Consider the following 22,633-nt stretch of genomic DNA (forward strand, 5'->3'; position numbering starts at 1 on the left):
TCATTTTTGAGCGAATGCAATCGGTTTTTTTCCCGAATGAGGGATCTTAGCGCCTTGCGCCTGCCCTCGAGCACAGGCATGCTTTGAAACAAGGCGCGTCGGAGGCATGGCGTTTGACGTCAGGGCGCTTGAAACAGGGTCGCAGAATGCCCAATTGATATACGCGAACAGGAGGAGATCGCGGCTGCCACTATTTGGGGCCTGATCTCCTTGCCAAAGACAAGGACAATTCATGACCGAGCAACTGAACCAATCCTACCCAGTGCTGCCGTTGCGCGACATCGTCGTGTTCCCGCATATGATCGTGCCGCTTTTCGTAGGGCGCGAAAAATCAGTGCGGGCACTGGAAGAGGTAATGGCGGATGACAAGCAGATCCTGCTGTCCAGCCAGATCGATCCTGCCATGGATGAGCCGGATGTCGATGGGATTTATTCCGTTGGTGTTTTGGCCAATGTGCTGCAGCTGTTGAAACTGCCTGACGGCACCGTGAAAGTGCTTGTCGAGGGGCAGGCGCGCGTGCAGATCACCGAATTTCTGGAAAACCCCAACTTCTTCGAAGCTCAGGCCGAGTTGATCGAAGAACGGGCCGGAAACTCGGAAGAACTTGAGGCGCTGCTGCGTTCTGTTGGTGAGGATTTTGAACGCTACGCCAAGATCAAGAAAAACATCCCCGAAGAAGCGCTCGCCGCAGTTGCCGAGACCAGCGCGCCGGATAAGCTGGCGGACCTCGTGGCCGGGCATCTGGGTGTCGAGGTGGATCAGAAGCAGGATCTTCTGGAAACCTTCACCGTGTCCGAGCGTCTGGAAAAGGTCATGGGGCTGATGCAGGGCGAAATGTCAGTCCTGCAGGTTGAGAAAAAGATCAAGACCCGCGTCAAATCCCAGATGGAGCGTACCCAGCGTGAGTACTACCTGAATGAGCAGATGAAAGCCATTCAGAAAGAGTTGGGTGATGGCGATGAAGGTCAGAACGAACTGACTGAGCTGGAAGAGAAAATCGCCGAAACCAAACTTTCGAAAGAGGCCAAGGAAAAGGCAGATGCCGAGCTGAAAAAGCTCAAGAACATGTCACCCATGTCGGCCGAGGCCACCGTGGTGCGCAACTATCTCGATTGGATGCTCGGCCTTCCGTGGGGCAAGAAATCCCGCGTGAAGAAAGATCTGAACAATGCTCAGAAGGTTCTGGATAAGGACCATTACGGGCTTGAGAAGGTCAAGGAACGCATCGTTGAATATCTTGCCGTTCAACAACGCTCGAAGAAACTCAAAGGCCCGATCATGTGTCTGGTTGGCCCGCCGGGTGTGGGTAAAACCTCTTTGGGTCAATCAGTTGCCAAGGCCACGGGGCGCGAGTTCATTCGCATCTCGCTTGGTGGCGTGCGCGACGAAAGCGAAATTCGCGGTCACCGCCGGACTTATATCGGTTCGATGCCCGGCAAGATCATTCAGGCGCTGAAAAAGGCGAAAACCACCAACCCGCTGATCTTGCTGGATGAAATTGACAAGATGGGGCAGGATTTCCGTGGTGATCCGGCTTCCGCGATGCTCGAAGTGCTGGATCCGGAACAGAACTCGACCTTTGTCGATCACTATCTTGAGGTGGAATATGACCTCTCGGATGTGATGTTCCTGACCACGGCCAACAGCTACAATATGCCCAGCCCGCTTCTGGACCGGATGGAGATCATTCCTCTGGCCGGCTACACCGAGGAAGAGAAGCTTGAGATTGCGCGCCAGCACCTTGTTCCGCAGCAGATCAAGGATCATGGGCTGAAAGCAAAAGAGTTTTCTCTCTCGGATGGCGCACTCACCGATGTGATCCGCTACTACACCCGTGAGGCTGGGGTGCGGAATCTGAAGCGCGAAATTGGCAAGCTGGCCCGAAAGGCCGTGACCAAGATCGTGAAGCGGGAAGTTGAAGCCGTTGATGTAACACCTGATGCTTTGTCCGATCTGCTGGGCGTGCGTCGCCATCGCTATGGACTGGCCGAGAAAACGGATCAGGTCGGCGTTGTGACCGGTCTTGCCTATACCTCGGTCGGCGGTGATCTTTTGTCGATCGAAGCACTGCGCCTGCCGGGCAAAGGTCGCATGAAGACCACCGGTAAGCTGGGCGATGTGATGAAGGAATCGATTGATGCGGCATCGAGCTATGTCCGGTCTATCGCGCCCGAAATTGGTGTGAAACCGCCCCAGTTCGAAAAGTGGGACATCCACGTTCACGTCCCCGATGGGGCCACGCCCAAGGATGGCCCGTCTGCGGGTCTGGCGATGGTGACTTCCATCGTGTCCGTGCTAACCGGTATTCCGGTACGCAAAGACATCGCCATGACCGGCGAGGTCAGCCTGCGCGGCAATGCACTGGCGATTGGTGGTCTCAAGGAAAAACTGCTGGCTGCCTTGCGCGGTGGGATCAAGACCGTGCTTATTCCGGAAGAGAACGAAAAGGATCTTCCCGAACTGCCGGACAGCGTAAAGGATGGGCTTGAAATCATCCCTGTTTCACATGTCTCTGACGTTCTGAAACTGGCGTTGGTTGGGACCCCCGAGCCCATTGAGTGGGACGAAGCAGCTGAAGAGGCTGCGGCCACTTCCCTTGCTAAGAAGACCGGGGAAACAGGTCAGACCGCACATTAAGTGCTCTCTGTTTTAGAGTTAAAAACGGCGCGTCCCAATCAGGCGCGCCGTTTGCATTTTGAGTAGTAATTCTGCGCCGCAAGGCAGCGCACTGGATTAATTAACCTTTCTACGCTAATCTGTTCTCAATCAGAAACAATCATGAGCCGAGCAGCACAATGGCCACGAAGACGAAAAAAAGAACCGCCGGAACAAGCACGCGGGGCCGGGTGAAGACCTCGTCGGCCAAACCCCAATCGACCACCTCTAGCAAGAGCAAAACAGTCGCAAAGGCACCTGCCAAGGTAGCGGTTTCTGCTGCGGTTGATGCAGCCGTAAAGAAAGCGGCCGTCTCGACTGGCCTCAAATCGGATAACTCATCGGATAAGCTTCTCGATCCCAATAAAGATGAATCTGTTCCCGTGAACAAAAAGGAATTTGTTGGGCGTGTGGCCAAACGCGAATCCCTTCGCCCAAATCAGGTGCGTGCGGTGACGCTGGCCGTTCTGGAAGAGTTGGGATTGGCACTGGCGAATGGTGAAGAGTTGAAGCTGCCTGGCTTGGGGAAAGTGCAGGTCAAACGTAAAAATGATCAAGGCGCGGCTGAGGTCATGATCTGCAAGGTCCGTCGTAAAAAGGCGGGGAATGTCGACAATACTCCTCTTGCACCCGCTGCCGAGTGACGCTAGATACGCCGTCGTTGGGTGATTAGCTCAGTGGTAGAGCGCTTCGTTCACATCGAAGATGTCAGGAGTTCAAATCTCTTATCACCCACCATTCTTCCTTTTGATTTTGCTAAGTAATTAACCTGAAAAGGTTATGCTTCCTCAGTTTTGGGCGCAGCATGCGGATCGCTACATTTTCAATCTCAAATTAGACTAGGAGCAGTCGCTGCCATTATCTCTGAATGCCGACCTTAAGAAAATCGCAATGAAGTGCATCGAAGGGCGCATGCATTCCTGGAGAATGGGAAAAATAAGCGATAGGGCAGCCAGCTTGCCGGGCAAATATCCTCTCGGACCTCCAACCAATGTATTGCAAACCTCTGTTTCCTAATGCGTGTTGTGCGCTCGTAATGGAAATAGATTGAACCCCATCCAAATTTAGAAGAATTCTCCCATAGGCGGATCCGTGGCTTTGCTGGGGGGTAGAGCCTTCGTCTCGTGCGACTTCAAGGTTGATGCGCAGATCCTCATTCAAAAGCTCTTCACTTTGACTGCCATATGGTTCTTTAGAGATTTTCAGCTGCGAAATGCGAGGATCGATTTTATGGAAAACGACATCTCCGCCAAATCCTCAATTCAGGACTGTATGTGAATTCTGGCCTGTCGGTGCGTTTGTCTAGCTGTCGGATATAGGAAAGCCGCGCCCCCAAGGGGCGCGGCCAGGTCTTTTGAGAATGGTGGTGTAGGGATCAGGTTACAACGTCAGCTTCGTTTCCTTCGTCGCCTTCATTGCCTTCATTGTCTTCATCGCCTTCGTTGTTTTCGTTGTCTTCGTCGCCTTCGTCACCTTCGTTGTTTTCGTTCCCTTCGTCATTCTCGTCACCCTCGTTTCCTTCGTCGCCTTCGTTTCCTTCGTCGCCTTCGTTGTTTTCGTTATCTTCGTCGCCCTCGTCGCCTATGGACTCGTCTCCTTCGTCTCCTTCGTTTCCTTCGTTGTCCTCGTTGCCTTCGTTGAACTCATCACCTTCGTTACCCTCGTCGTTTTCGTTCCCTTCGTTGTCCTCGTTGTTTTCGTTTCCTTCGTTGCCGTCGGACTCATCGCCTTCGTTGCCCTCGTTCCCTTCGTTGTCCTCGTTACCCTCGTTGAACTCATCTCCGAAGATCAATGCGCTCTCATTGCCTTCGTTGTCCTCGTTGCCTTCGTTCCCTTCATTACCTTCGTTGTGTTCGTCGCCTTCGTTTCCTTCGTTGTCCTCGTTGTTTTCGTTCCCTTCGTTACCGTCGGACTCATCGCCTTCGTTGCCTTCGTTGCCCTCGTTGTCTTCGTTCCCTTCGTTAAATTCGTTGCCTTCGTTGCCTTCGTTACCCTCGTTACCTTCGTTGTCCTCGTTACCTTCGTCACCTTCATTACCTTCCTGGAAGGTTAGGTCAGTTTCATCGCCTTCGTTGTTTTCGTTACCTTCGTCGCCTTCGTTGTGTTCGTCGCCTTCGTTCCCTTCGTTGTCCTCGTTCCCTTCATTCCCTTCATTCGCTTCGTCGTCTTCGTCGCCTTCATTACCTTCGTCGTCTTCGTTGCCTTCGTTGCCTTCGTCGCCTTCGTTGTGTTCGTCGGCTTCGTTGCCTTCGTTATCCTCGTTACCTTCGTCGCCCTCGTTGCCTTCTTGGTTCAGAGCGTCGGTTTCGTTCCCTTCGTTGTTTTCGTCTCCTTCGTCTCCTTCGTTGCCCTCGTTGCCCTCATCACCTTCGTTGTCTTCGTCTCCCTCGTCTCCTTCGTCTCCTTCGTCTCCTTCGTCGCCCTCGGTACCTTCGTTGCCCTCGTCGCCTTCGTTGTTTTCGTTACCTTCGTCGCCTTCGTCGCCTTCGTTGTTTTCGTTGCCTTCGTTGCCTTCGAACCCTTCGTTGAATTCGTCGCCTTCGTTGCCTTCGTTATCCTCGTCGCCTTCGTCACCTATAGACTCGTCACCTTCTTCGCCTTCGTCTCCTTCGTTGCCTTCGTTGTTCTCGTCGCCTTCGTCTCCTTCGTTTCCTTCGTTGCCTTCTTCGCCTTCGTTGCCTTCGTCGCCTTCGTTGAACTCGTTGTCTTCGTCGCCTTCGTCGCCGATGGACTCGTTGCCTTCGTCGCCTTCGTTGCCTTCGTCGTCTTCGTTGCCCTCGTTTCCTTCATCGGTGAACTGGTTCGGGTCGAAGATATTTTCTTCGTTTCCTTCGTTGTCTTCGTTTCCTTCGTTGCCTTCGTTGTTCTCGTTACCTTCGTTTCCTTCGTTGCCCTCGTTGTCTTCGTTGCCCTCGTCACCTTCGTTACCTTCCTGGTAGAAGATGTCGGTTTCGTCGCCTTCGTTGTTTTCGTTCCCTTCGTCTCCTTCGTTGTGTTCGTCGCCTTCTAAACCTTCGTTGTTTTCGTTGCCCTCGTCGCCCTCGTTGCCCTCGTTGCCCTCGTTGTCTTCGTCGCCCTCGTCGCCTTCGTTACCTTCCTGGAAGAGGATGTCGGTCTCATTGCCTTCGTTGTTCTCGTTCCCTTCGTCGCCTTCGTCGCCCTCGTTGTTTTCGTTACCTTCGTCGTCTTCGTCGCCTTCGTTGCCTTCGTTCCCTTCGTTGCCCTCGTTGTCCTCGTCGCCTTCGTCGCCTTCGTCGCCTTCGTCGCCTTCGTTGCCTTCGTCGCCTTCGTTGAATTCGTCGCCTTCGTTACCTTCGTTGCCTTCAAAGCCTTCGTTGAATTCGTCGCCTTCGTTGCCTTCGTTATCTTCGTTGTGTTCGTTGCCTTCGTTGCCCTCGTCGCCTTCGTCTTTTTCGTCGCCTTCGTCGCCTTCATCACCTTCGTCGCCTTCATCACCTTCATTGTTGAAGCTGATAGGCGCAAAAAGACCCTCGTTTTCCATGGCTTCTGCGATCAGGATGTCCAGAGTGGTTTCTTCAGCAAAATCGATGGTTTCGTTGGTGAAGTCTGCGGTGATGATGCGGGTCATGAGAATAGCTCCATAAATATGATTGGGCGCACAGGCGCACGGACCAGTTGTCAGGGGGGTGGGATCATCGGAGCGATCATGCTGTCGTCACGAAAAACAGAACAATTTTAAAAAAAACAGATCGTCAGGCCGAGCCCGAGATTGAGAAACTTGGCAGCTCATTGGGTCGAATAACTGGGCGCTAATTACGCCGTGCGACCCAAAGTTTTGCGGTCTTCATAGATAAATTCTTAATTATCATGATGATCCTCAATTCCTGCCCTGTCAACTTTTGGCATCTCATCAGTTGATCAGATTAATGTGTATCAATCTAAAGTGGCAGATTGCACTAGCTCGTTTAGACTGGCCGAAAAGCTGATCTAATTAGGAATAGAGCGCAGAAGTGAGAGATGACAAATTTGTTTTGCCCCTGAAAAGCTTCCAAAAATCCAGTGGATCTTGGTGTTTGATCAACGACCACGCGAGGCAGCGGGCGAGTGGATAATTCCATTGATAGTTATATGTAGCCTGGGGATGATCTAATGCCGCTAAGAGTGTTTTTCGATCACGGGCCAGTGTCTTCGCTGCGGAGTACACAGCCCATTTTTCTAGGTTCTCTATAAGTGCGCGATTCTGTTTTTGCATATGTTGGAGCATCCAGTCCTCCGACAGATGCGCACAAATTTCGCGTGTAACAGGAGGCATGTCACGCCCTTCGCATGCCACGATCTGAAGCGCGTGACCAAATTCATGAGCCAACATCAGTATGTCTGAACCGCGGCCCGTCCAGGGGCACGAAGCATAAGGCAATCCGCGGCCATTGTCGTGCAGAGTAAAGGCACGTGGATAACGCGCAGTGTCGGGTGAAAACTCGACCGTTGCATTTTCCAGAACATGATGAACTTTTGCCGCGGATTCAGGCATAGAAGCGATAACGGCTTCGCCACAAGTGTTCCAGACGTCGACAGGATTTAAGTTGACCGGCTTGTTATGCGGCCGGGGGAGCGTCGGATTTCCCGGTGCCGGGGCATTCTCCAATATCTGTGTGCAAAGGTCGGGGGTAAGGTCGTGATATTTCAACCAATCAGACAGTATTGCCGGTGCGCAGTGTTCCATATCCGAGGTCATGTGGAATCTGGCCAGCTTGATGTTACCCTCGACAATTTACGGGCTCCGTAACAAGATAAACCAATGGTGTCTCGGGACCGGGTCCGTTCACGCTTATCAGCAATGCGATGGGGAGCTGCATTCCACGTCTCTTGTGGGTGTAAGATATGGCGCATCATTCCAGCCGCGGCGTGGAAGGGTGGTAAAGTGTTCGCGCGCGCAGCTGATGCATTGACCATGCCCCCTGGGACATTCTGAGATTTGCACCCAATGCCTTGAAAAGCACAGGTGATTCTTATCCCTATGAATTGCAGAGTCGGCACAATCTGAGTTCCTAATTACAAAGGTTTTGGCGCATCTTAATCGTTCGAGAATGATCCCAAGATGTAACTTTTGCTGCAAGTTGCCAAGGAGTTATGTCGATTGACCCGATTGTGGCTCAACAGAATGGATTAGGTGTCTCACCCCATCCTTAACCTTTCAGTTTTAAATGAATTTGACAATTTCTGACGCTAGGGGAAGAATAGTCCCACCAAGCATTAAGAAAAAATTGAGCTTTTTTACTCGTCTGACTTGTTTTTCAGACCGTGTCCTAAGGAGTCGCCATGAATTCTGAAAATATTAAATTAATCAAGCGCACATACTTTCCAACCACGATTTTCCAAGTTGATCTGCCTGATCATGAAGAGATTAACAAGCGATTGCTAACAGCAATCTACGACCAGCGAGACCAGGATAAAAAGGGGATTGCACGCTCCAATTTCACTGAATTGGGCGGTTGGCACAGCAAAAATTTTCTGCACCGCGAACCGGAATATGAAGAGCTTGTAGGATTGCTTAACAGTGCCACAGATCAAATGGGTGAAGAGATGGGATATGATTCCACGCGCAAATTGCGAGTGGGAACAATGTGGTCGATCATCAACCCGCCGGGCGCATCGAACCGGGCCCATGTGCATCCCGGATGTCTATGGAGTGGCGTCTATTATGTTCAAGCTCCGGAAAATTGTGGCCGGATTGAGTTCACCGAACCACGTACGGCCCATTTGATGAACCAGCCGAGATACAAGCCAAATGCCAAACGCAAGCGAGAGTATTGGACCAAGGTACGGTTCATGCCAGAGCCCGGGCGCATGATAATTTTTCCAGCCTGGCTTTATCATGGGGTTGATCCAAACATGACCGAAGCCAAAGGAGACGATGGCAATCGGGTGATCATCAGCTTCAACCTTAATCAGGTGAAAGTATAGCTGGATGATACGGTAACTACAGTAGCGAGATGGTTTCATCTCGCTACCATTTTGAGTTCGCATTTGTTTCTGCACCACTTTTTTTAGCATTTGATTTCCGCCATTTTGGAGGAGCGAGAGATGACGAATAGGGCATTGGAGAACTCTGCTCGATTGGCTGTCCGCCAAGGCGGAATGCTGCTGTCCATCGCTTTTGTTTTGAGTTTCCTTGTAAATGTTCTGCGACTTTCGGGACCACTTTTCATGATCCTGATTTATGACCGCGTTCTATCCTCGCGGTCTGAAGAAACACTGTTCGCTTTGCTCTTTATGGTGGCAGTGCTGATGATTGTGCTGGGGCTGCTGGACTATTCCCGCAAACGCATCATTGCCCGGTTTGCTGCCCAGTTTCAGGAACGATTGGAGCAAACCATCCTAAGCGCGGCTTCACTGAGTGCGATGTTTCCGGTTGGAAAGTCCAAACCAGCGATCGGTATTGATGAAGCAGACAGCTTACGTGGGTTTTTCCATTCCGGTGGACTGCTTGCCATTATGGACTTCATCTGGGCACCAATGTTTGTTGTTGTGGTGTTTTTCCTGCATCCTGTGTTGGGGTATGTCTGCCTTGCTGGGATGGGGGTTATGCTATTGCTGATCCTTATCCGCATCACTTTTTTGGGCGGACGTGAGGAACGTGCCAACGAGTCCACCAAGCAGATTTCTGACCTCAAAAACATGGTTGTGGCGTCACGCAGTGTGGTTCGCTCGCAAGACATGAGTGAGGGATTTAAGTCACGCTGGATGGCTGCCCGGGAAAGTGGTCGAGACAACGCAATCTCTCTGCGGGATTGGACAGCGTGGTTTGACCATCTTTCACAGACGACACTTTTGTTGGTGCGTTACGGCGTTTTGGCAACCGGAGCGTATTTTGCATTGCAAAGCCAACTGACCGTTGGTGCAATGGTGGCCAGCATGTTTCTGGTCACGCGGGCATTGATCCCCGTCAACAGATTCGTCGGCGTTATTCCATCAATTGCAAAAGCAATGACGACCTGGAAGCGGCTGAAGAGTATTCTTGCAAGCTGGGAGGTTGAAGAGGAACCTTATACTGCGGATGCCGGCAGCAATCGAGTTCGTGTGTCACTCGCAAATATTTCTTTCCGTGCAGCCACGACAGGGAATTTGATCTTGCGTTCGGTGTCATTGCAGGTGGCGCCAGGGAAAATGATTGAAATTTTGGGCGGATCAGGAAGCGGCAAGACCGTGCTGGCCGATATTATTGCGGGAGCCCGAAAACGCAGCGCCGGATCTATTCTGAGTGATGGCAAGAATGTTGCCAGCTTGAATGACCGAGAATTGGCGCAGACGGTTGGATATATGCCGGAAACTACAGAATTTATTGCTGGCACGCTTGCAGACAATATTTCGCACTTGGATCCCGAAGCCACGCCTGAAAAAATTTCTGCCGCTGCCCGACAGGCGTGTTTACATGCATGGATTAGTGCTTTGCCTAAAGGCTATCAAACCCAGATTGATCCCACAGGCAGTGAGTTTTCCAAAGGTCAACGGCAACAACTTTCGCTTGCGCGGGCACTCTATCACGAGCCCAAGATCCTGATCATGGATGAACCCGACGCCGTGCTGTTCGAACGTTTGCCCGACACAATGAAGAAGACACTTGATGCCTTCCTCAAGCGCGGTGGAGTGGTCATTGTGCTGTCCCGAAAACCACACAAGATTCAACAGGCCCGAGAGCGGTTGGTTCTTGAGAATGGCGCTTTGAAAGAGGTCAAATCCATTTCCGCCACAAGCGATGAAGATACCGGAAAAACCCAACGCGTTGCGAGCGGCAGCAGCAAAGTTACTGTCTTGAAAGAGACGAAAAAGGCAACAGGTTCGAAGGGATGAAGAACCCAGCTGAAAAGAAAAGACGAACATGGAATTCGCGCGCACCGATGGTGCTCAGTGTGATGTCCATTGCCCTGTTGGTCGGATTGCTTGGAGTTTGGGCGGCAAGGGCAAATATCGGTGGTGCGGTCATCGGTGCAGGGACCGTTGAGGTCTCGCAGACGATGACGGCGCTTCAGCATCCTGTGGGTGGGGTGGTCGAAGAGCTCTTGGTAACCAATGGAGATCAGGTCAGCGCCGGAGATGTGGTGGTGCGGCTGGAAGATGTAAAACTGCGTTCAGATCTCAATGTGGTCGAGGATAACCTTTTCGAAATACTTGCAAATATTGCTCGTTTGGAAGCCGAGATCGATGATCGCGAAGAGATGGAACTGCATCCGGTTCTGGTTCAGGCAGCCGCTCAGAGGCCGGAAATTCAGGCGCTGGTTCAACGGCAGGAACGGCGATTGGCCGCCCATTTTGAGGCACTGACCACCGAGGTGCAATTATTGGATGAGCAGGTGGTCCAGGTGAAAGCTCAGATTGTCGGTCTGGATTCTCAGATTGAAGCAAAAGAAACTGAAAAATCCTATATCGACAATGAGATAGCTCAGTTGCAGGTATTGGCCCAGAAAGGGTTGCTTAAGATGTCCGACATGTTCCGTGTCGAGAAATCCCTTGCAACGGTCAGTGGTGAGATCGGGCGATTGATCGCTCGCATCGCAGAGCTCCGTGGTAAAATCTCAGAGATTGAACTGAAGAGGCACACTGTCGCTCCTAAAGCACGCAAACTGGCCGTCACTGAATTAAGCAAGCTGCGCCCGGAACGCACAAAATACATTGAACGCCGTGCAACCATACTGGACGGGCTGACGCGACTGGACATTCGCGCCCCGATATCCGGCAATATTCATGATATCAAAGTCTTGGGTTTGCGTTCTGTGGTTGTCGCCGCAAAGCCCCTGATGATGATCGTTCCGGATTCCGAGCCCGCATTGGTGTTGGTAAAGATAAGCGCAACGGATATTGATCAGGTTTATGTGGGGCAGGAGGCCTCGCTAAAGTTCAAGGCGTTCAACCTGCGACATGTCCCAATTGTGTTGGGCCATGTTTCAGCAATATCGGCGGATGTATTTACCGACCCGAGAACTCGAAAAAGTTACTACAACGTATCTGTGGCCCTGCTGAAAGCTGAGGTCAAAAAGCTTGGTGGTCGTGAGTTGCTGCAAGGGATGCCGGTTGAGGCATTCCTGTCCACAGATAGCCGCACACCGCTGGAATATGTCCTAAAACCACTGATGACCTACTTGGACCGGGCATTTCGTGACGCGTGAAGAGTTGGCGCATTCAGCAATGTCTGGAGTGCTTTGACTCGAATATGATCAGGAAAAGAAATTATTGGCTTTTGATCCACCCGATTGCGCGTGGCATAGATCTTTAATCCACATAGGTCTTGGCACGAGGCGGGGATAAATCGATTCTGACATGAATGTAAGTCAGAAGGCTGAAGATGCCGAGTTTCTGTATATAACAATGCTGTTGATAAATATATCGAGTAAAATTAATGGGTTGAAAGCACGGCACCCAGTGAGCTTATAGCTTTGGAAGGTACAAATCCCGCGCGTGTGCCCCAATCTTTCACTGCAAATTCGGCGAAATTGGCAATTCGTATCAGATTGAATTTTTTCTTGTTCAACACGTGAAAAGCCCTTGCGCTGACATGAACTGGGCGTTAAATCACGTCCCACGGAACGGGTCGTTAGCTCAGTTGGTAGAGCGCTTCGTTTACACCGAAGATGTCGGGAGTTCGAGCCTCTCACGACCCACCATTCCCGTCCCTCCGAAAATGACGCTGTTAGTCCTAGCACCCACCGCGCGTGCTGTTGCATGCTGTCGGAGAAATCACGTGGGATTATGTATAATTACACGGAAATCTATGTTGTTCGCCACGGTGAAACCGTCTGGAATCGCCAAGGGCGACATCAGGGGCGGTTGAATAGTCCAATGACAGAAAAGGGCAGGGCGCAGGCAGCCCAAATAGGGCTCATCCTGGCGCGAGAATTGGGGATGTCAGCCGCTATGAGTTCGTATCGAGCCCGCAGGGCCGCTTCCGCCAAACCGCTTCAATAGCGCTGGGGCCATTTGCGGTAGGAGTATCTGCAAAATGAACACCTGTGCGAAGTGGTTTTGGGGAGTGGGAGGGCAGGACGCTGGGCGAAATTCGTAGGACGTGGCCAACGCTCGCACAGCTGGCAGAAGAGGACCCGATCACCTGGCACTTCATGACCTCCGGTGGTGATACCTTGTTGGATTATGAGCGGCGGGTGGACGCATTCCTTCAAGGTCTGACCAGCCCGACGGTTATTTTTAATACATGGTGTGCTGTCGCGTGTTTTGCGTGGGCGTTGGTTGTGGGGGGATACAAAGGAAATGCACGCCTTTCCCGGCGGGCAAGAAGTAATTTTTTATCTTTCTCAATAGTTTGGCCATATCACTTTGGAAAAATGACGAAAATGGCATTTTGCCGCTTGACCCTTTCGCGCCCTCGAATTAGAACGCCCAAACAGTCGCAAGACTGGCAGCGAGCGGTTGTAGCTCAGATGGTTAGAGTACCGGCCTGTCACGCCGGGGGTCGCGGGTTCGAGCCCCGTCAACCGCGCCACTGCTGCCCAGATTTGTGATCGATGAAAGCCCCGCCGAAAGGTGGGGCTTTTCGATTTTAAGGACCCGCTCACTCGAATGAACGGCAAACTGCCCAATCATAATTCTTTTCTGAATACGTCCATTTTCTCATTGACGCCCAACCCGCCTAAGCCTAAATACCCCCTCACGCGCGGTTGTAGCTCAGTTGGTTAGAGTACCGGCCTGTCACGCCGGGGGTCGCGGGTTCGAGCCCCGTCAACCGCGCCACTTTCTCCCAAATATGTACTGATCGTCTCTCTCTTTGAGCCTTTTCTAACCGGTTTATTGTTTAGGGGCTGCCAGTGATCGACCCTGTAACCATTCCGTTGGTGCAGGCAGCAGTGACTTTCGAACTTAAGAGAATTTTCTGTAGAGTTTGTCATCGGATTTGACTAGCGTGATCAAAGGTTTGTAATGAATGTAGAATTGAGGATCGGGTAAGATGCAATCCAATGTAGCGGTTGTGACCACGTGCCGGGACGATGAGTTTTTCTTAGAGCGTTGGGTGAAGTATTACGGCGACCTGTTCGGAAAAGAGGCGCTTTATGTCATCAATCATGGCAACCAAGAATTGGTACGGCGCGTTGCGGAGGGATGTAACCTTTTTCCGATCCCCGACAATCAGCGCCGCAGTTTCAATCCGCTGCGCTGGCGGACCCAAAACGCTCTGCTTACGGCACTACGGCAATGGTACCGCCATGTGATTGTGTGTGATGTGGACGAATTCATTGTGGTCGATCCAAAAAGCGGCAAAGATCTGAAAACCTGGCTGGATGTGGCAAAAAGCGGGGCCGTGTATACACCTTTGGGCCTCGATATTACCCATGTCCGAGATCGGGAACCTGAGGGTATAGAAAATTCGATTCTTGGGCCGCGACGCCACGCTGTGATTAACCCATGGTACAACAAACCTTGTATTGTCAGCCGGCCGGCGCAACTGTCGCGCGGTGGGCATTATTCCACATTTGACGGGTTCAGGGCCCCCAAGTTTCTGTATCTCTTTCACATGAAGCGTTGCGATTTTGGCCTGTTCAGTGACACGATGAACAGGCGCAACGACATGGTAGAAAGCATGGGCGTATCGGATGTGTCTGACACCACTACAAACAAACAATGGTTTGTCGAAAACAGAAAAGACGAGGCTGAATTTGCGGGATATGAGGCGCGTGAAGTGGATGAAAGCTGGGATTTTTCGGGCGTTCGCAGGCGTTTAAAAAAGAGCTTCCGCCCGCGGAAAGATACAAAATTTTACGAAAGTGTTCGGGAAACTTCACCTAACATATTTAAGTTGCCCGAACGGTTTTCAGGGATCTGTTGATCCGAAGGTTGGGATTGAAAAAGACAAAGGGGCACCGAAGGATGCCCCTTTGTCACGCCGAAAAGGCGCCGGGATCAAGACAGTTCCGCCAGGATCCGCGCCCAAGAGCGAATGCCTTTGTGAAAGCTCTTCATGTCGTATTTCTCGTTGGGCGAGTGGATCTTGTCATCGTCATTGGCAAAGCCCACAAGCATCGATTCCATGCCGAGGATCGACTTGAAGAACCCAGTGATCGGGATCGACCCCCCCATGCCGGTAAACACAGCCTCGCGATTCCATTCGTCTGACAGCGCTTTTTGGGCCGCAGAAAACTCGGGGCGCGTGATGTCCATTACGGGGGCGCCTGATCCTTCAAGATCATTGTCCCAAATCACTTTCATGTCGGGTTTCAGTTGCGCTTGCACATGGGCACGGACGCGGTCGCGTAGCTTGTCCGGGTCCATGTCGCCCACCAGTCGGCAGGTCAGTTTGCAATGCGCCTCGGACGGGATTACGGTTTTAGACCCGGCTCCGTTATAGCCTCCCCACAGACCATTGATCTCAAGCGTCGGACGCGCCCATTGCTGCTCAAGGCAAGAGCGGTCTTTTTCGCCGTGGCTCATCGTATAGCCGGCATTGTCGAGATATTCTTTCTCGCCAAACCCACATGTTTCCCAAGCATTAAGCTGTTCTGTTGGGGTGTCGCTGACCCCTTCATAAAAGCCTTCCACAGCCACGGCGCCGGTCTCTTCGTCGTAGAAGCTCGCGATGATGCGAGACATCTCGCGAAGCGGGTTCAGGCCGGGGCCACCGTAGTGCCCTGAATGCAGATCCAGCTTTGGACCAACCAGCGTAAACTCATCCTTCAACATGCCGCGCAATTGGCTGGCAATCGATGGAACGCCCGGGCTGACCATTGATGTGTCACAGATCAGCGCCACGTCAGCGGTGAGTTCATCGCGATTCTCTTCCATGAAGGGCACAAGGCTCGGGGAGCCTGATTCCTCTTCGCCCTCAAAGAAAATGGTCAGTTTGGCTGGCAGGGTGCCATGCACGGCTTTCCATGCCCTGCAGGCTTCGACAAACGTCATCAGTTGGCCTTTGTCATCAGAGGCGCCACGGGCGCGAATGATCTTGCCGTTTGGTGTGTCTTCGACAAATGGCGCAAAGGGGTCATGGTCCCATTTGTCGAGCGGATCGACGGGTTGCACATCGTAATGACCATAAAAGAGCAGGTGGCGGTCGCCCTCTCCCCCATGGCCCACCACCATAGGATGGCCTGGTGTGACACGCTTTTCGGCGTCGAACCCGATTGTTTTCAGGTCATTCACCAGCCAATCAGCGGCAGAATCACAATATTCCTTGAAGGCCGGGTCGGTGGAAATGGATTGAATGCGCAGAAGGTCCATAAGCCGGTCAACAGAGGCTGGAAGATCCTGGTCGATACGCTCAAGAACGCGGTCAAGCGTCATGATGTGCTCCTTGATGTCTGGAAGTCGGGCGCAGGTGGCCCTTATATGTTTCTATATGAAAGCCTAGCAGCCACGCTCCGGCAGTCCAACCGAGAAAAGTTTCCGATAAGATACACGGCCTTGCCGCGAATGCCGCGCGCTGCGGCGTTTCAGCTGCTTTTATTTGCGCCAGATCAATGTAAATAGCATGTGAAGGTTTTTAAAAGACCTAAAGCGCGAACATATGGCTGGGGTACTTGTCACCGAAACGTGAGCAAAAGACCCCTTTCAGGGCTAACATAAATCAAGATGATGAATATGTTATTCCGGTAAAACAGGTGATATGAACGCGACAGGTAACCGGATGATGCCCCCAGACTTGGGGGATGGAGGGGAAAATGGACTATAATGCAAAGCTCGACGAAGCCATCGGCCGTCTGCATGACGAAGGGCGCTATCGTACCTTTATCGAGATCGAGCGTCACAAGGGCCATTTCCCGCACGCCACTTGGAAAAAGCCGGATGGTAGTGAGCAACCGGTCACTGTTTGGTGCGGCAACGACTATCTGGGCATGGGCCAGCACCCTAAAGTGTTGGCAGCGATGCATGAAGCCATCGATGCAACCGGTTCTGGCTCGGGCGGAACCCGCAATATTTCCGGCACAACCGTCTATCACAAACGGCTAGAAGCCGAGATCGCGGATCTGCACCGCAAAGAGGCCGCACTGGTTTTCACGTCGGCTTATATCGCGAATGACGCGACCCTCTCGACCCTGCCGAAACTCTTTCCCGGTCTGATTATCTACTCCGACGCCCTGAACCACGCGTCGATGATCGAAGGGGTGCGCCGCAATGGGGGTGCCAAACGCATTTTCCGCCATAATGACGTGGCCCATCTGCGCGAACTTCTGGAAGCGGACGATCCCAATGTTCCAAAGGTGATTGCATTCGAATCGATCTATTCAATGGATGGCGATTTTGGTCCCATCGAAGAGATCTGCGATCTGGCAGATGAGTTTGGTGCCCTGACCTATATCGACGAAGTGCACGCAGTGGGTATGTATGGCCCACGCGGGGCAGGGGTTGCCGAACGCGATGGCCTGATGGGGCGCCTTGATATCATCAACGGCACACTGGCCAAAGCTTATGGTGTGATGGGCGGCTATATCGCTGCATCTGCCAAAATGGTTGACGCCATACGCTCTTACGCGCCGGGCTTCATCTTCACCACATCGATCCCGCCGGCGGTTGCCGCTGCCGCGGCAGCGTCGGTTGCTCATCTCAAGGAAGATCAATCTCTGCGCGATCAGCACCAGACACAGGCCAAGATCCTGAAAACCCGCCTGAAAGGGTTGGGAATGCCAATCATTGATCACGGATCGCATATCGTGCCGGTGATTGTGGGCAACCCGGTGCACACCAAACAGCTCTCGGATATGTTGCTCGAACAATTCGGGATTTATGTGCAGCCGATCAACTTCCCGACTGTACCGCGTGGCACTGAACGTCTGCGTTTCACACCGTCGCCAGTGCATGGTCCGGGAGAAATGGATGGGCTGGTAAAAGCTCTGGACGATCTGTGGTCCCAATGTGAGCTGAATCGCGCCGAGCTTTCCGCGTAGGTCAGCATCCTGCTGTAATAAACTCGAAAATGTGGTAACTTGTTTGTGAGAGGAGGCGATGTTTCGAATCGCCCCCCCTTGCTAGGGACAGGCGAGGCAAGCAGGAGCAGACCGCATGATTGGGCGTTGGGCATCTTCCCACGTTGAAGAAGAGGCGAAGCCGATGGGTTTCGACTCCTTTGACCTCAGACTGGGGGATGTCATGCGTGGTGAGCGTGCCACCATGGGCAAATCGCTTTTGGATGTGCAGCGCGAACTGAAGATCAAAGCCACCTATATCGCAGCCATTGAAAACGCCGATGCTTCTGCATTTGATACGCAGGGGTTTGTCGCGGGGTATGTGCGCTCTTATGCTCGCTACCTTGGGTTGGATCCGGAATGGGCGTTTGATCAGTTCTGTGAAGAATCCGGATTTGAGACCGCGCATGGCTTGTCCGAAGCCGCCTCTAGCAAGCAGAATACGCGGGTGGCACGGACCCCGATGCAGACGGATGACCCGTTGGCCAATCCCAATGCAACCTGGATCCCACAATCTGAAAGTGTTCTGGCCAGAATTGAACCCGGAGCCGTCGGATCCGTGGCGGTTCTCATGGCACTGGTGGGTGTGCTTGGGTTCGCAGGCTGGTCGGTGCTGAAAGAAATTCAACGCGTCGATTTTGCGCCGGTTGAGCAATCTCCCGGAGTGTTGGCTGAACTTCCTGTATTTGAAACCGAAGCGGAAATGGCTGATGCGGGCACGGTCATGCCTGCCCCCTCTGCCGAAGCGCTGGACAGACTTTATCGTCCTCAGGCGCTCGATGTCCCGGTGATGACACAGAGAGACGCCCCGATTTCAACCCTGGACCCTCGAAATGTGGGCGCGTTGGCCGGATTGCAGCGTGATCTGAGCGAACCTCCCATGCTTCCATCTTCCGCATTTTCATCGCATGAAATCGACGCTGGCTTGGTTGCCGGACTTGCGGCGGTGGCTGATGATGACGTGGAAACGGGTGGTGTCAAAGTGTTTGGCGCTGACGCACCAGAAGTTGCTCTTGTTGCGGTGCGCGCCAGTTGGGTTCGCGTACAAACGGCCAGCGGCTCGGTGATCTTCGAAAAGGTCATGGACGCGGGCGAACATTATATCCTTCCCAAAACGGAAACAGCCCCGGTGCTGCGCACGGGGAATGCAGGTGGGATTTATTTTGCAGTGAACGGGTCTGCTTTTGGCCCCGCCGGTGCGAGTGGTTCTGTTGTTAAGAATATCGCCCTGTCACCTGATACCTTAAGCGAAAACTATTCCGTTGCTGATCTGTCCAAGGATCAGGCGCTCGCAACATATGTCGCGGAACTTAACCCGGCTCAGTAAGCGGGTCTTGAACCTTCAATAACATTGCCGTACTGAGCGCCCCCTACATTCACATGCTTGTCGATCAGATTTAGGCAGGGTATCCCTTTGCTCAGAAAGCCAACCTGAAAGGTCCGGTCATGAGCCATAATCCCATTCGCCCCTGGCGCGATATTGAGCGCCGCACATCACGTCAGATCATGGTGGGCAATGTGCCTGTTGGCGGCGGAGCTCCGATTGCCGTGCAGACCATGACCAATACGGACAGTTCGGATGTAAAGGCAACCTTGGGGCAGGTGCTGGCAGCTGCCGAAGCCGGTGCCGATATTGTGCGCATTTCATGTCCGGATGTGGGATCTACACAGGCCTTGAAAGAGATCGCCAAGGAAAGCCCGGTACCGATCGTGGCGGATATCCATTTTCACTACAAACGCGCAATCGAGGCCGCTGAGGCGGGCGCGGCCTGCTTGCGGATCAATCCGGGGAACATTGGGGATGCCGGTCGTGTACGCGAAGTGATCAAGGCTGCCAAAGACCACGGTTGTTCGATCCGCATTGGGGTCAACGCGGGGTCTCTTGAAAAGCATCTGCTTGAAAAATATGGCGAACCTTGCCCCGAAGCGATGGTGGAATCGGGTCTCGAACATATCCGCATTCTCGAAGACAATGACTTTCGTGAATACAAAATCTCGGTCAAAGCCTCTGATGTATTCCTATCGGCTGCCGCCTATCATGGAATTGCCGACGCCACTGATGCTCCGATCCATTTGGGCATCACCGAGGCGGGGGGCTTTGTCTCCGGGACCATCAAGTCAGCCGTTGGCCTGGGCAACCTGCTTTGGGCGGGGATTGGTGACACGATCCGGGTCAGCCTTTCAGCGGATCCGGTGGAAGAGGTCAAGGTGGGCTATGAAATCCTCAAGTCGCTTGGCTTGCGCCACCGTGGGGTGAACATCATCTCATGCCCGTCCTGCGCGCGGCAGGGGTTTGACGTGATTAAAACTGTGGCGGCGCTGGAAGAAAGACTGGCCCATGTTCATACACCAATGAGCCTTTCGATCATCGGCTGTGTTGTAAATGGCCCGGGTGAGGCTTTGATGACGGACGTTGGGTTCACTGGTGGTGGGGCCGGGTCTGGCATGGTCTATGTTGCCGGAAAGCAGGATCACAAGCTCGATAACGAGAAAATGGTGGATCACATCGTTGAGCTAGTTGAAAAACGCGCCGCAGAAATCGATGCGGAAGCTGAAGCGGCAGAGTAGGTGAGATTGCCGCTTTGGATTCCTCTGCGATGGGATCTTGCAAGGTGGAGCGAATAAAGCTGCTTCGGGGAAAATCTTTCAGCGAAGCGAGATTTCCTTGATCGGAAACCGTAACCCCTCTTCTGTGATTACGGTCAGGCGATCACCGCTCTGCACATAAAGGTCACATCTGGTCTGACCCGTGACATAGGTCACGCAAATTGTGCTGTCTGTCCCGACTTCAAACTCACCTTCCCAGGTGCCACCGCCGCCATATGTATAAAAATACTGGCCATTCTCGCGAAAATCCGAGGTGCCGCCATCATAGTAGTTCAAAACTTTGCCGCGCACCCAGTTGTCCAGCGCAACCTGTTCGATGAGCTGATCTGTTGGGCGTGTCGTCCAATTTTGCGCCAGTGCCAGACCCGGCAGCATCAACAGAAGAGTGAGAAGAGCATGATATCTCATGCCACCATGCTAGCGGGACTTACTGGTAAGGCCAGTCACGTTCGCGTCACGTGGATCAGGATTATTCAGATTGGTTGGCTGCACGCCGTTGCCGTGCTTTGCGTCCACCACGCCGTTTGGTCAGCTCCGAGCGGCGTTCGGGCAGTTGGTCCATAATTTCGCGGCGTGTTTCGGCGGGAAGCGTGGACCACGCGGCAATTTCGTCCAGAGTGCGCAAACATCCCGTACAAAGCCCAGCTTCGCGGTGGACCACACAGATCTTAACGCAAGGGCTGTCGACCTCGTCGCGTATCCAGATTTGCCCGTCTTCTGCCACTAAAGATGCCTCATTCGGTCCAGTACCCCTTGCAGGATATACCCGGCGGCGACGTGGTCAATGACCTCGGAACGACGCTTTCGCGACGTATCCGCCTCCAAAAGCGCCTTTTCGGCTGCCACTGTTGACAGGCGCTCGTCCCAAAAGCTGATGGGCAGTTCGGTGAGCTTGGCCAGATTGCGGGCAAAGGCGCGGGTGGACTGACAGCGCGGGCCCTCGGTTCCATCCATATTGCGGGGCAGGCCCAGCACGATACCGCCCAGTTGACGCTCTTTCGTGATCTCGAGAATTCGTCCTGCATCAAGCGTGAATTTCTTACGCTTAATCGTCTCAAGCGGCGTAGCAACTTGTCGAAAACTGTCGGAAACGGCGACACCAATTGTTTTGGTGCCAAGGTCCAGCCCGGCAAGAGCCGTCATCGGCGAAAGTGCCGTTGCAAAGTCGGAAATCTCTTCGTGGATCACTCTGCCACCCCAGCCTGAATAGCGGCTTGTTTAACAATCTCGAAGGGTTCGCCAAGGCCAGCAAAGGTCTGTTGTGCCTCTTTCCAGATCGCAGCAGCACGCTCTGTGTCGCCCAAAACACCCAACACTGTGATCAGGCGCGCCCATTCAGCAGGGGTACCACCTTCGGTCGCGAGCCGCTCAGAGAGCTGTTCGACCATGCCCTTGATCATGTCCTGCCGATCTTCGGCGCTCATTTCTTCGGCGGCGGCCATGTCTTCGGCGGTGGGGCCGGCAAGCCCATCAGGCTCGGTTGAAGGCAGCGGGGCGGTTGCTTTGGGGGCGCGTGGCGGCAGGGTGAAGTTTTCCCCGGCCATCTGGGCCAGACCTTCGATTTGCGACCGAATGGGGGTGATCCACGGGGCGCCGTCGGGGCCTTCTTCAAGAAGGGCGCGCCACAGGCGGAAGGCAAGATCAGGGCGCGAGTTCTGTGCAAACATCAGACCAGTATAATAACGCGCCACCGGGTTGCGCGGATCCTTGATCAGCGACACGCGCAACGCCTCTTCGGCCTCGGGTGAGACAAAGCCACCTGCGGTCATGATCATGACGTCAGCCTGACGGGCCAAGTCATCCGAAGTGACCTCGTCACCCTTAATCTCGACAAGACGATCCATCGCCTCACGTGCTGCAATATGATTACCCACGGCAGTTTCATGCTGCACCAGCAGATTAAGCCCCTGCGGATCATCCGGGGTCTCTTTCATCTTTTCCCGAAGTGTGTCTACCAGTTTGATGTAGTCGGCAGGGGTGCCTTCGGGCGCCCCCGTCCATTCCGGGCGTTCCGCTTCGATCTCAGCTTGGGATGGGCGTGCATCACGCAGTTCATCGGCTTGCGCGATACGTTTTTTCAGCCCCAGGTCTTCTGCCCCCGGTTCACCCAATGTCCAATAAAATCCAAAGGCTCCCAGAATCAATGCCATGGCAACAATGCCCATAGCGATGCGGGTTGCCCCTTCTGGAGCGTTGGTTGACCGAACACGGGCCTGTGCCTTGCGGTCGGCTTCCAGCAAGCGGCGCGAGATTTCCAGCCGAGTGCGTTCAGCCTCGTCTTTGCCAACAGTTCCTCGCTCGACATCCCGATCCAGCTCTTTGAGCTGGTCGCGATAGATCTGCATGTCCGACGTGATCTCATCTCCGCCTGCATCAGGCATCCGACGCAACATTTGTCGCGCCAGGATAAGAACAACAGCCAGGGTGGCCGCACCGGTGATTGCCCAGAAAACCATGATGTCTCCGCTTTTAAGTCCCGTATCATGTAATGGGGGATCGCCGGGTAAAA

The 22,633-nt window shown here is 53.3% G+C and carries 17 protein-coding genes, 4 tRNA genes and 1 pseudogene; 15 read left to right on the forward strand and 7 right to left on the reverse strand.

The features are described 5' to 3' along the window. The first annotated feature begins 232 nt into the window (after positions 1-232). From lon to O2N63_RS09565, 3 genes are all read left to right on the forward strand, one after another. Positions 233-2,638 (forward strand): endopeptidase La, encoded by a 2,406-nt coding sequence (lon, locus tag O2N63_RS09555; protein ID WP_271054038.1) that lies wholly within the window; start codon positions 233-235, stop codon positions 2,636-2,638. 158 nt (positions 2,639-2,796) lie between these two features. Beyond that, positions 2,797-3,300 carry an HU family DNA-binding protein gene (locus tag O2N63_RS09560; protein ID WP_271054039.1) on the forward strand — a complete coding sequence of 168 codons (504 nt, stop codon included), beginning with the start codon at positions 2,797-2,799 and terminating at the stop codon, positions 3,298-3,300. Between the two features lie 19 nt (positions 3,301-3,319). Continuing rightward, positions 3,320-3,394: transfer RNA gene (locus O2N63_RS09565), tRNA-Val, on the forward strand. Positions 3,395-4,031: 637 nt separating this feature from the next. Here the strand turns inward: O2N63_RS09565 and O2N63_RS09570 are convergent. Next, positions 4,032-6,245, reverse strand: coding sequence for a putative sodium/potassium/calcium exchanger (locus tag O2N63_RS09570; protein ID WP_271054040.1), 2,214 nt, complete (start codon positions 6,243-6,245; stop codon positions 4,032-4,034). A gap of 363 nt (positions 6,246-6,608) precedes the next feature. Further along, positions 6,609-7,352 carry a hypothetical protein gene (locus tag O2N63_RS09575; RefSeq protein WP_271054041.1) on the reverse strand — a complete coding sequence of 248 codons (744 nt, stop codon included), beginning with the start codon at positions 7,350-7,352 and terminating at the stop codon, positions 6,609-6,611. Between the two features lie 584 nt (positions 7,353-7,936). On the opposite strand from O2N63_RS09575, the gene O2N63_RS09580 reads away from it, so the two are divergent. The 8 genes from O2N63_RS09580 to O2N63_RS09610 all read left to right on the forward strand — a co-directional run bounded on the left by O2N63_RS09580 (position 7,937) and on the right by O2N63_RS09610 (position 14,447). Then, positions 7,937-8,581 carry a TIGR02466 family protein gene (locus tag O2N63_RS09580; RefSeq protein ID WP_271054042.1) on the forward strand — a complete coding sequence of 215 codons (645 nt, stop codon included), beginning with the start codon at positions 7,937-7,939 and terminating at the stop codon, positions 8,579-8,581. Between the two features lie 120 nt (positions 8,582-8,701). Then, entirely contained in the window at positions 8,702-10,468 is a 1,767-nt protein-coding gene (locus tag O2N63_RS09585) for a type I secretion system permease/ATPase (protein WP_271054043.1), read from the forward strand. Continuing rightward, a complete protein-coding gene (locus tag O2N63_RS09590; RefSeq protein WP_271054044.1) occupies positions 10,465-11,781 on the forward strand; it encodes an HlyD family type I secretion periplasmic adaptor subunit in 1,317 nt (438 codons plus the stop codon). Before O2N63_RS09585 ends, O2N63_RS09590 begins: the two co-directional genes overlap by 4 nt. Positions 11,782-12,200: 419 nt before the next feature. Further along, positions 12,201-12,276: transfer RNA gene (locus O2N63_RS09595), tRNA-Val, on the forward strand. 85 nt (positions 12,277-12,361) lie between these two features. Then, positions 12,362-12,577, forward strand: coding sequence for a histidine phosphatase family protein (locus O2N63_RS17565; protein WP_408629808.1), 216 nt, complete (start codon positions 12,362-12,364; stop codon positions 12,575-12,577). Positions 12,578-13,032: 455 nt separating this feature from the next. Continuing rightward, positions 13,033-13,109: transfer RNA gene (locus O2N63_RS09600), tRNA-Asp, on the forward strand. 171 nt (positions 13,110-13,280) lie between these two features. Then, a tRNA-Asp gene (locus O2N63_RS09605) sits at positions 13,281-13,357 on the forward strand. A 214-nt stretch (positions 13,358-13,571) separates the two neighbouring features. Continuing rightward, positions 13,572-14,447, forward strand: coding sequence for a glycosyltransferase family 2 protein (locus O2N63_RS09610; protein WP_271054045.1), 876 nt, complete (start codon positions 13,572-13,574; stop codon positions 14,445-14,447). Between the two features lie 74 nt (positions 14,448-14,521). On the opposite strand, the gene O2N63_RS09615 is transcribed toward O2N63_RS09610, so the two are convergent. Next, positions 14,522-15,898, reverse strand: a complete 1,377-nt coding sequence (locus O2N63_RS09615; RefSeq protein ID WP_271054046.1) for a M20/M25/M40 family metallo-hydrolase — start codon at positions 15,896-15,898, stop codon at positions 14,522-14,524. 377 nt (positions 15,899-16,275) lie between these two features. Between O2N63_RS09615 and hemA the strand changes: the two genes are divergently transcribed. From hemA to ispG, 4 genes and pseudogenes are all read left to right on the forward strand, one after another. Then, on the forward strand, positions 16,276-17,499 hold the full coding sequence (gene hemA, locus O2N63_RS09620) for a 5-aminolevulinate synthase (RefSeq protein ID WP_271054047.1): 1,224 nt from the start codon (positions 16,276-16,278) through the stop codon (positions 17,497-17,499). Between the two features lie 202 nt (positions 17,500-17,701). Then, a pseudogene (locus O2N63_RS17570) lies at positions 17,702-17,866 on the forward strand (helix-turn-helix domain-containing protein); the annotation flags it as partial. A 114-nt stretch (positions 17,867-17,980) separates the two neighbouring features. Next, the gene (locus O2N63_RS09625) at positions 17,981-18,844 is read left to right on the forward strand and encodes a DUF4115 domain-containing protein (protein ID WP_408629809.1); all 864 of its coding nucleotides are present in this window, start codon (positions 17,981-17,983) and stop codon (positions 18,842-18,844) included. 119 nt (positions 18,845-18,963) lie between these two features. Further along, a complete protein-coding gene (ispG, locus tag O2N63_RS09630; protein WP_271054049.1) occupies positions 18,964-20,085 on the forward strand; it encodes a flavodoxin-dependent (E)-4-hydroxy-3-methylbut-2-enyl-diphosphate synthase in 1,122 nt (373 codons plus the stop codon). A gap of 78 nt (positions 20,086-20,163) precedes the next feature. Here ispG and O2N63_RS09635 read toward each other — a convergent pair whose 3' ends face one another. From O2N63_RS09635 to ccmI, 4 genes are all read right to left on the reverse strand, one after another. Next, a complete protein-coding gene (locus tag O2N63_RS09635; protein WP_271054050.1) occupies positions 20,164-20,532 on the reverse strand; it encodes a hypothetical protein in 369 nt (122 codons plus the stop codon). Between the two features lie 61 nt (positions 20,533-20,593). Continuing rightward, positions 20,594-20,848, reverse strand: coding sequence for a DUF1289 domain-containing protein (locus O2N63_RS09640; RefSeq protein WP_271054051.1), 255 nt, complete (start codon positions 20,846-20,848; stop codon positions 20,594-20,596). Continuing rightward, a complete protein-coding gene (gene ruvX / locus O2N63_RS09645) occupies positions 20,848-21,267 on the reverse strand; it encodes a Holliday junction resolvase RuvX (RefSeq protein WP_408629810.1) in 420 nt (139 codons plus the stop codon). The genes O2N63_RS09640 and ruvX overlap by 1 nt, the downstream gene beginning before the upstream one ends. A 41-nt stretch (positions 21,268-21,308) precedes the next feature. Then, the gene (gene ccmI / locus O2N63_RS09650; protein ID WP_271054053.1) at positions 21,309-22,580 is read right to left on the reverse strand and encodes a c-type cytochrome biogenesis protein CcmI; all 1,272 of its coding nucleotides are present in this window, start codon (positions 22,578-22,580) and stop codon (positions 21,309-21,311) included. Positions 22,581-22,633 lie beyond the last annotated feature (53 nt).

This window comes from Aliiroseovarius salicola, assembly GCF_027891095.1.
GTDB classification, from domain to species: domain Bacteria; phylum Pseudomonadota; class Alphaproteobacteria; order Rhodobacterales; family Rhodobacteraceae; genus Aliiroseovarius; species Aliiroseovarius salicola.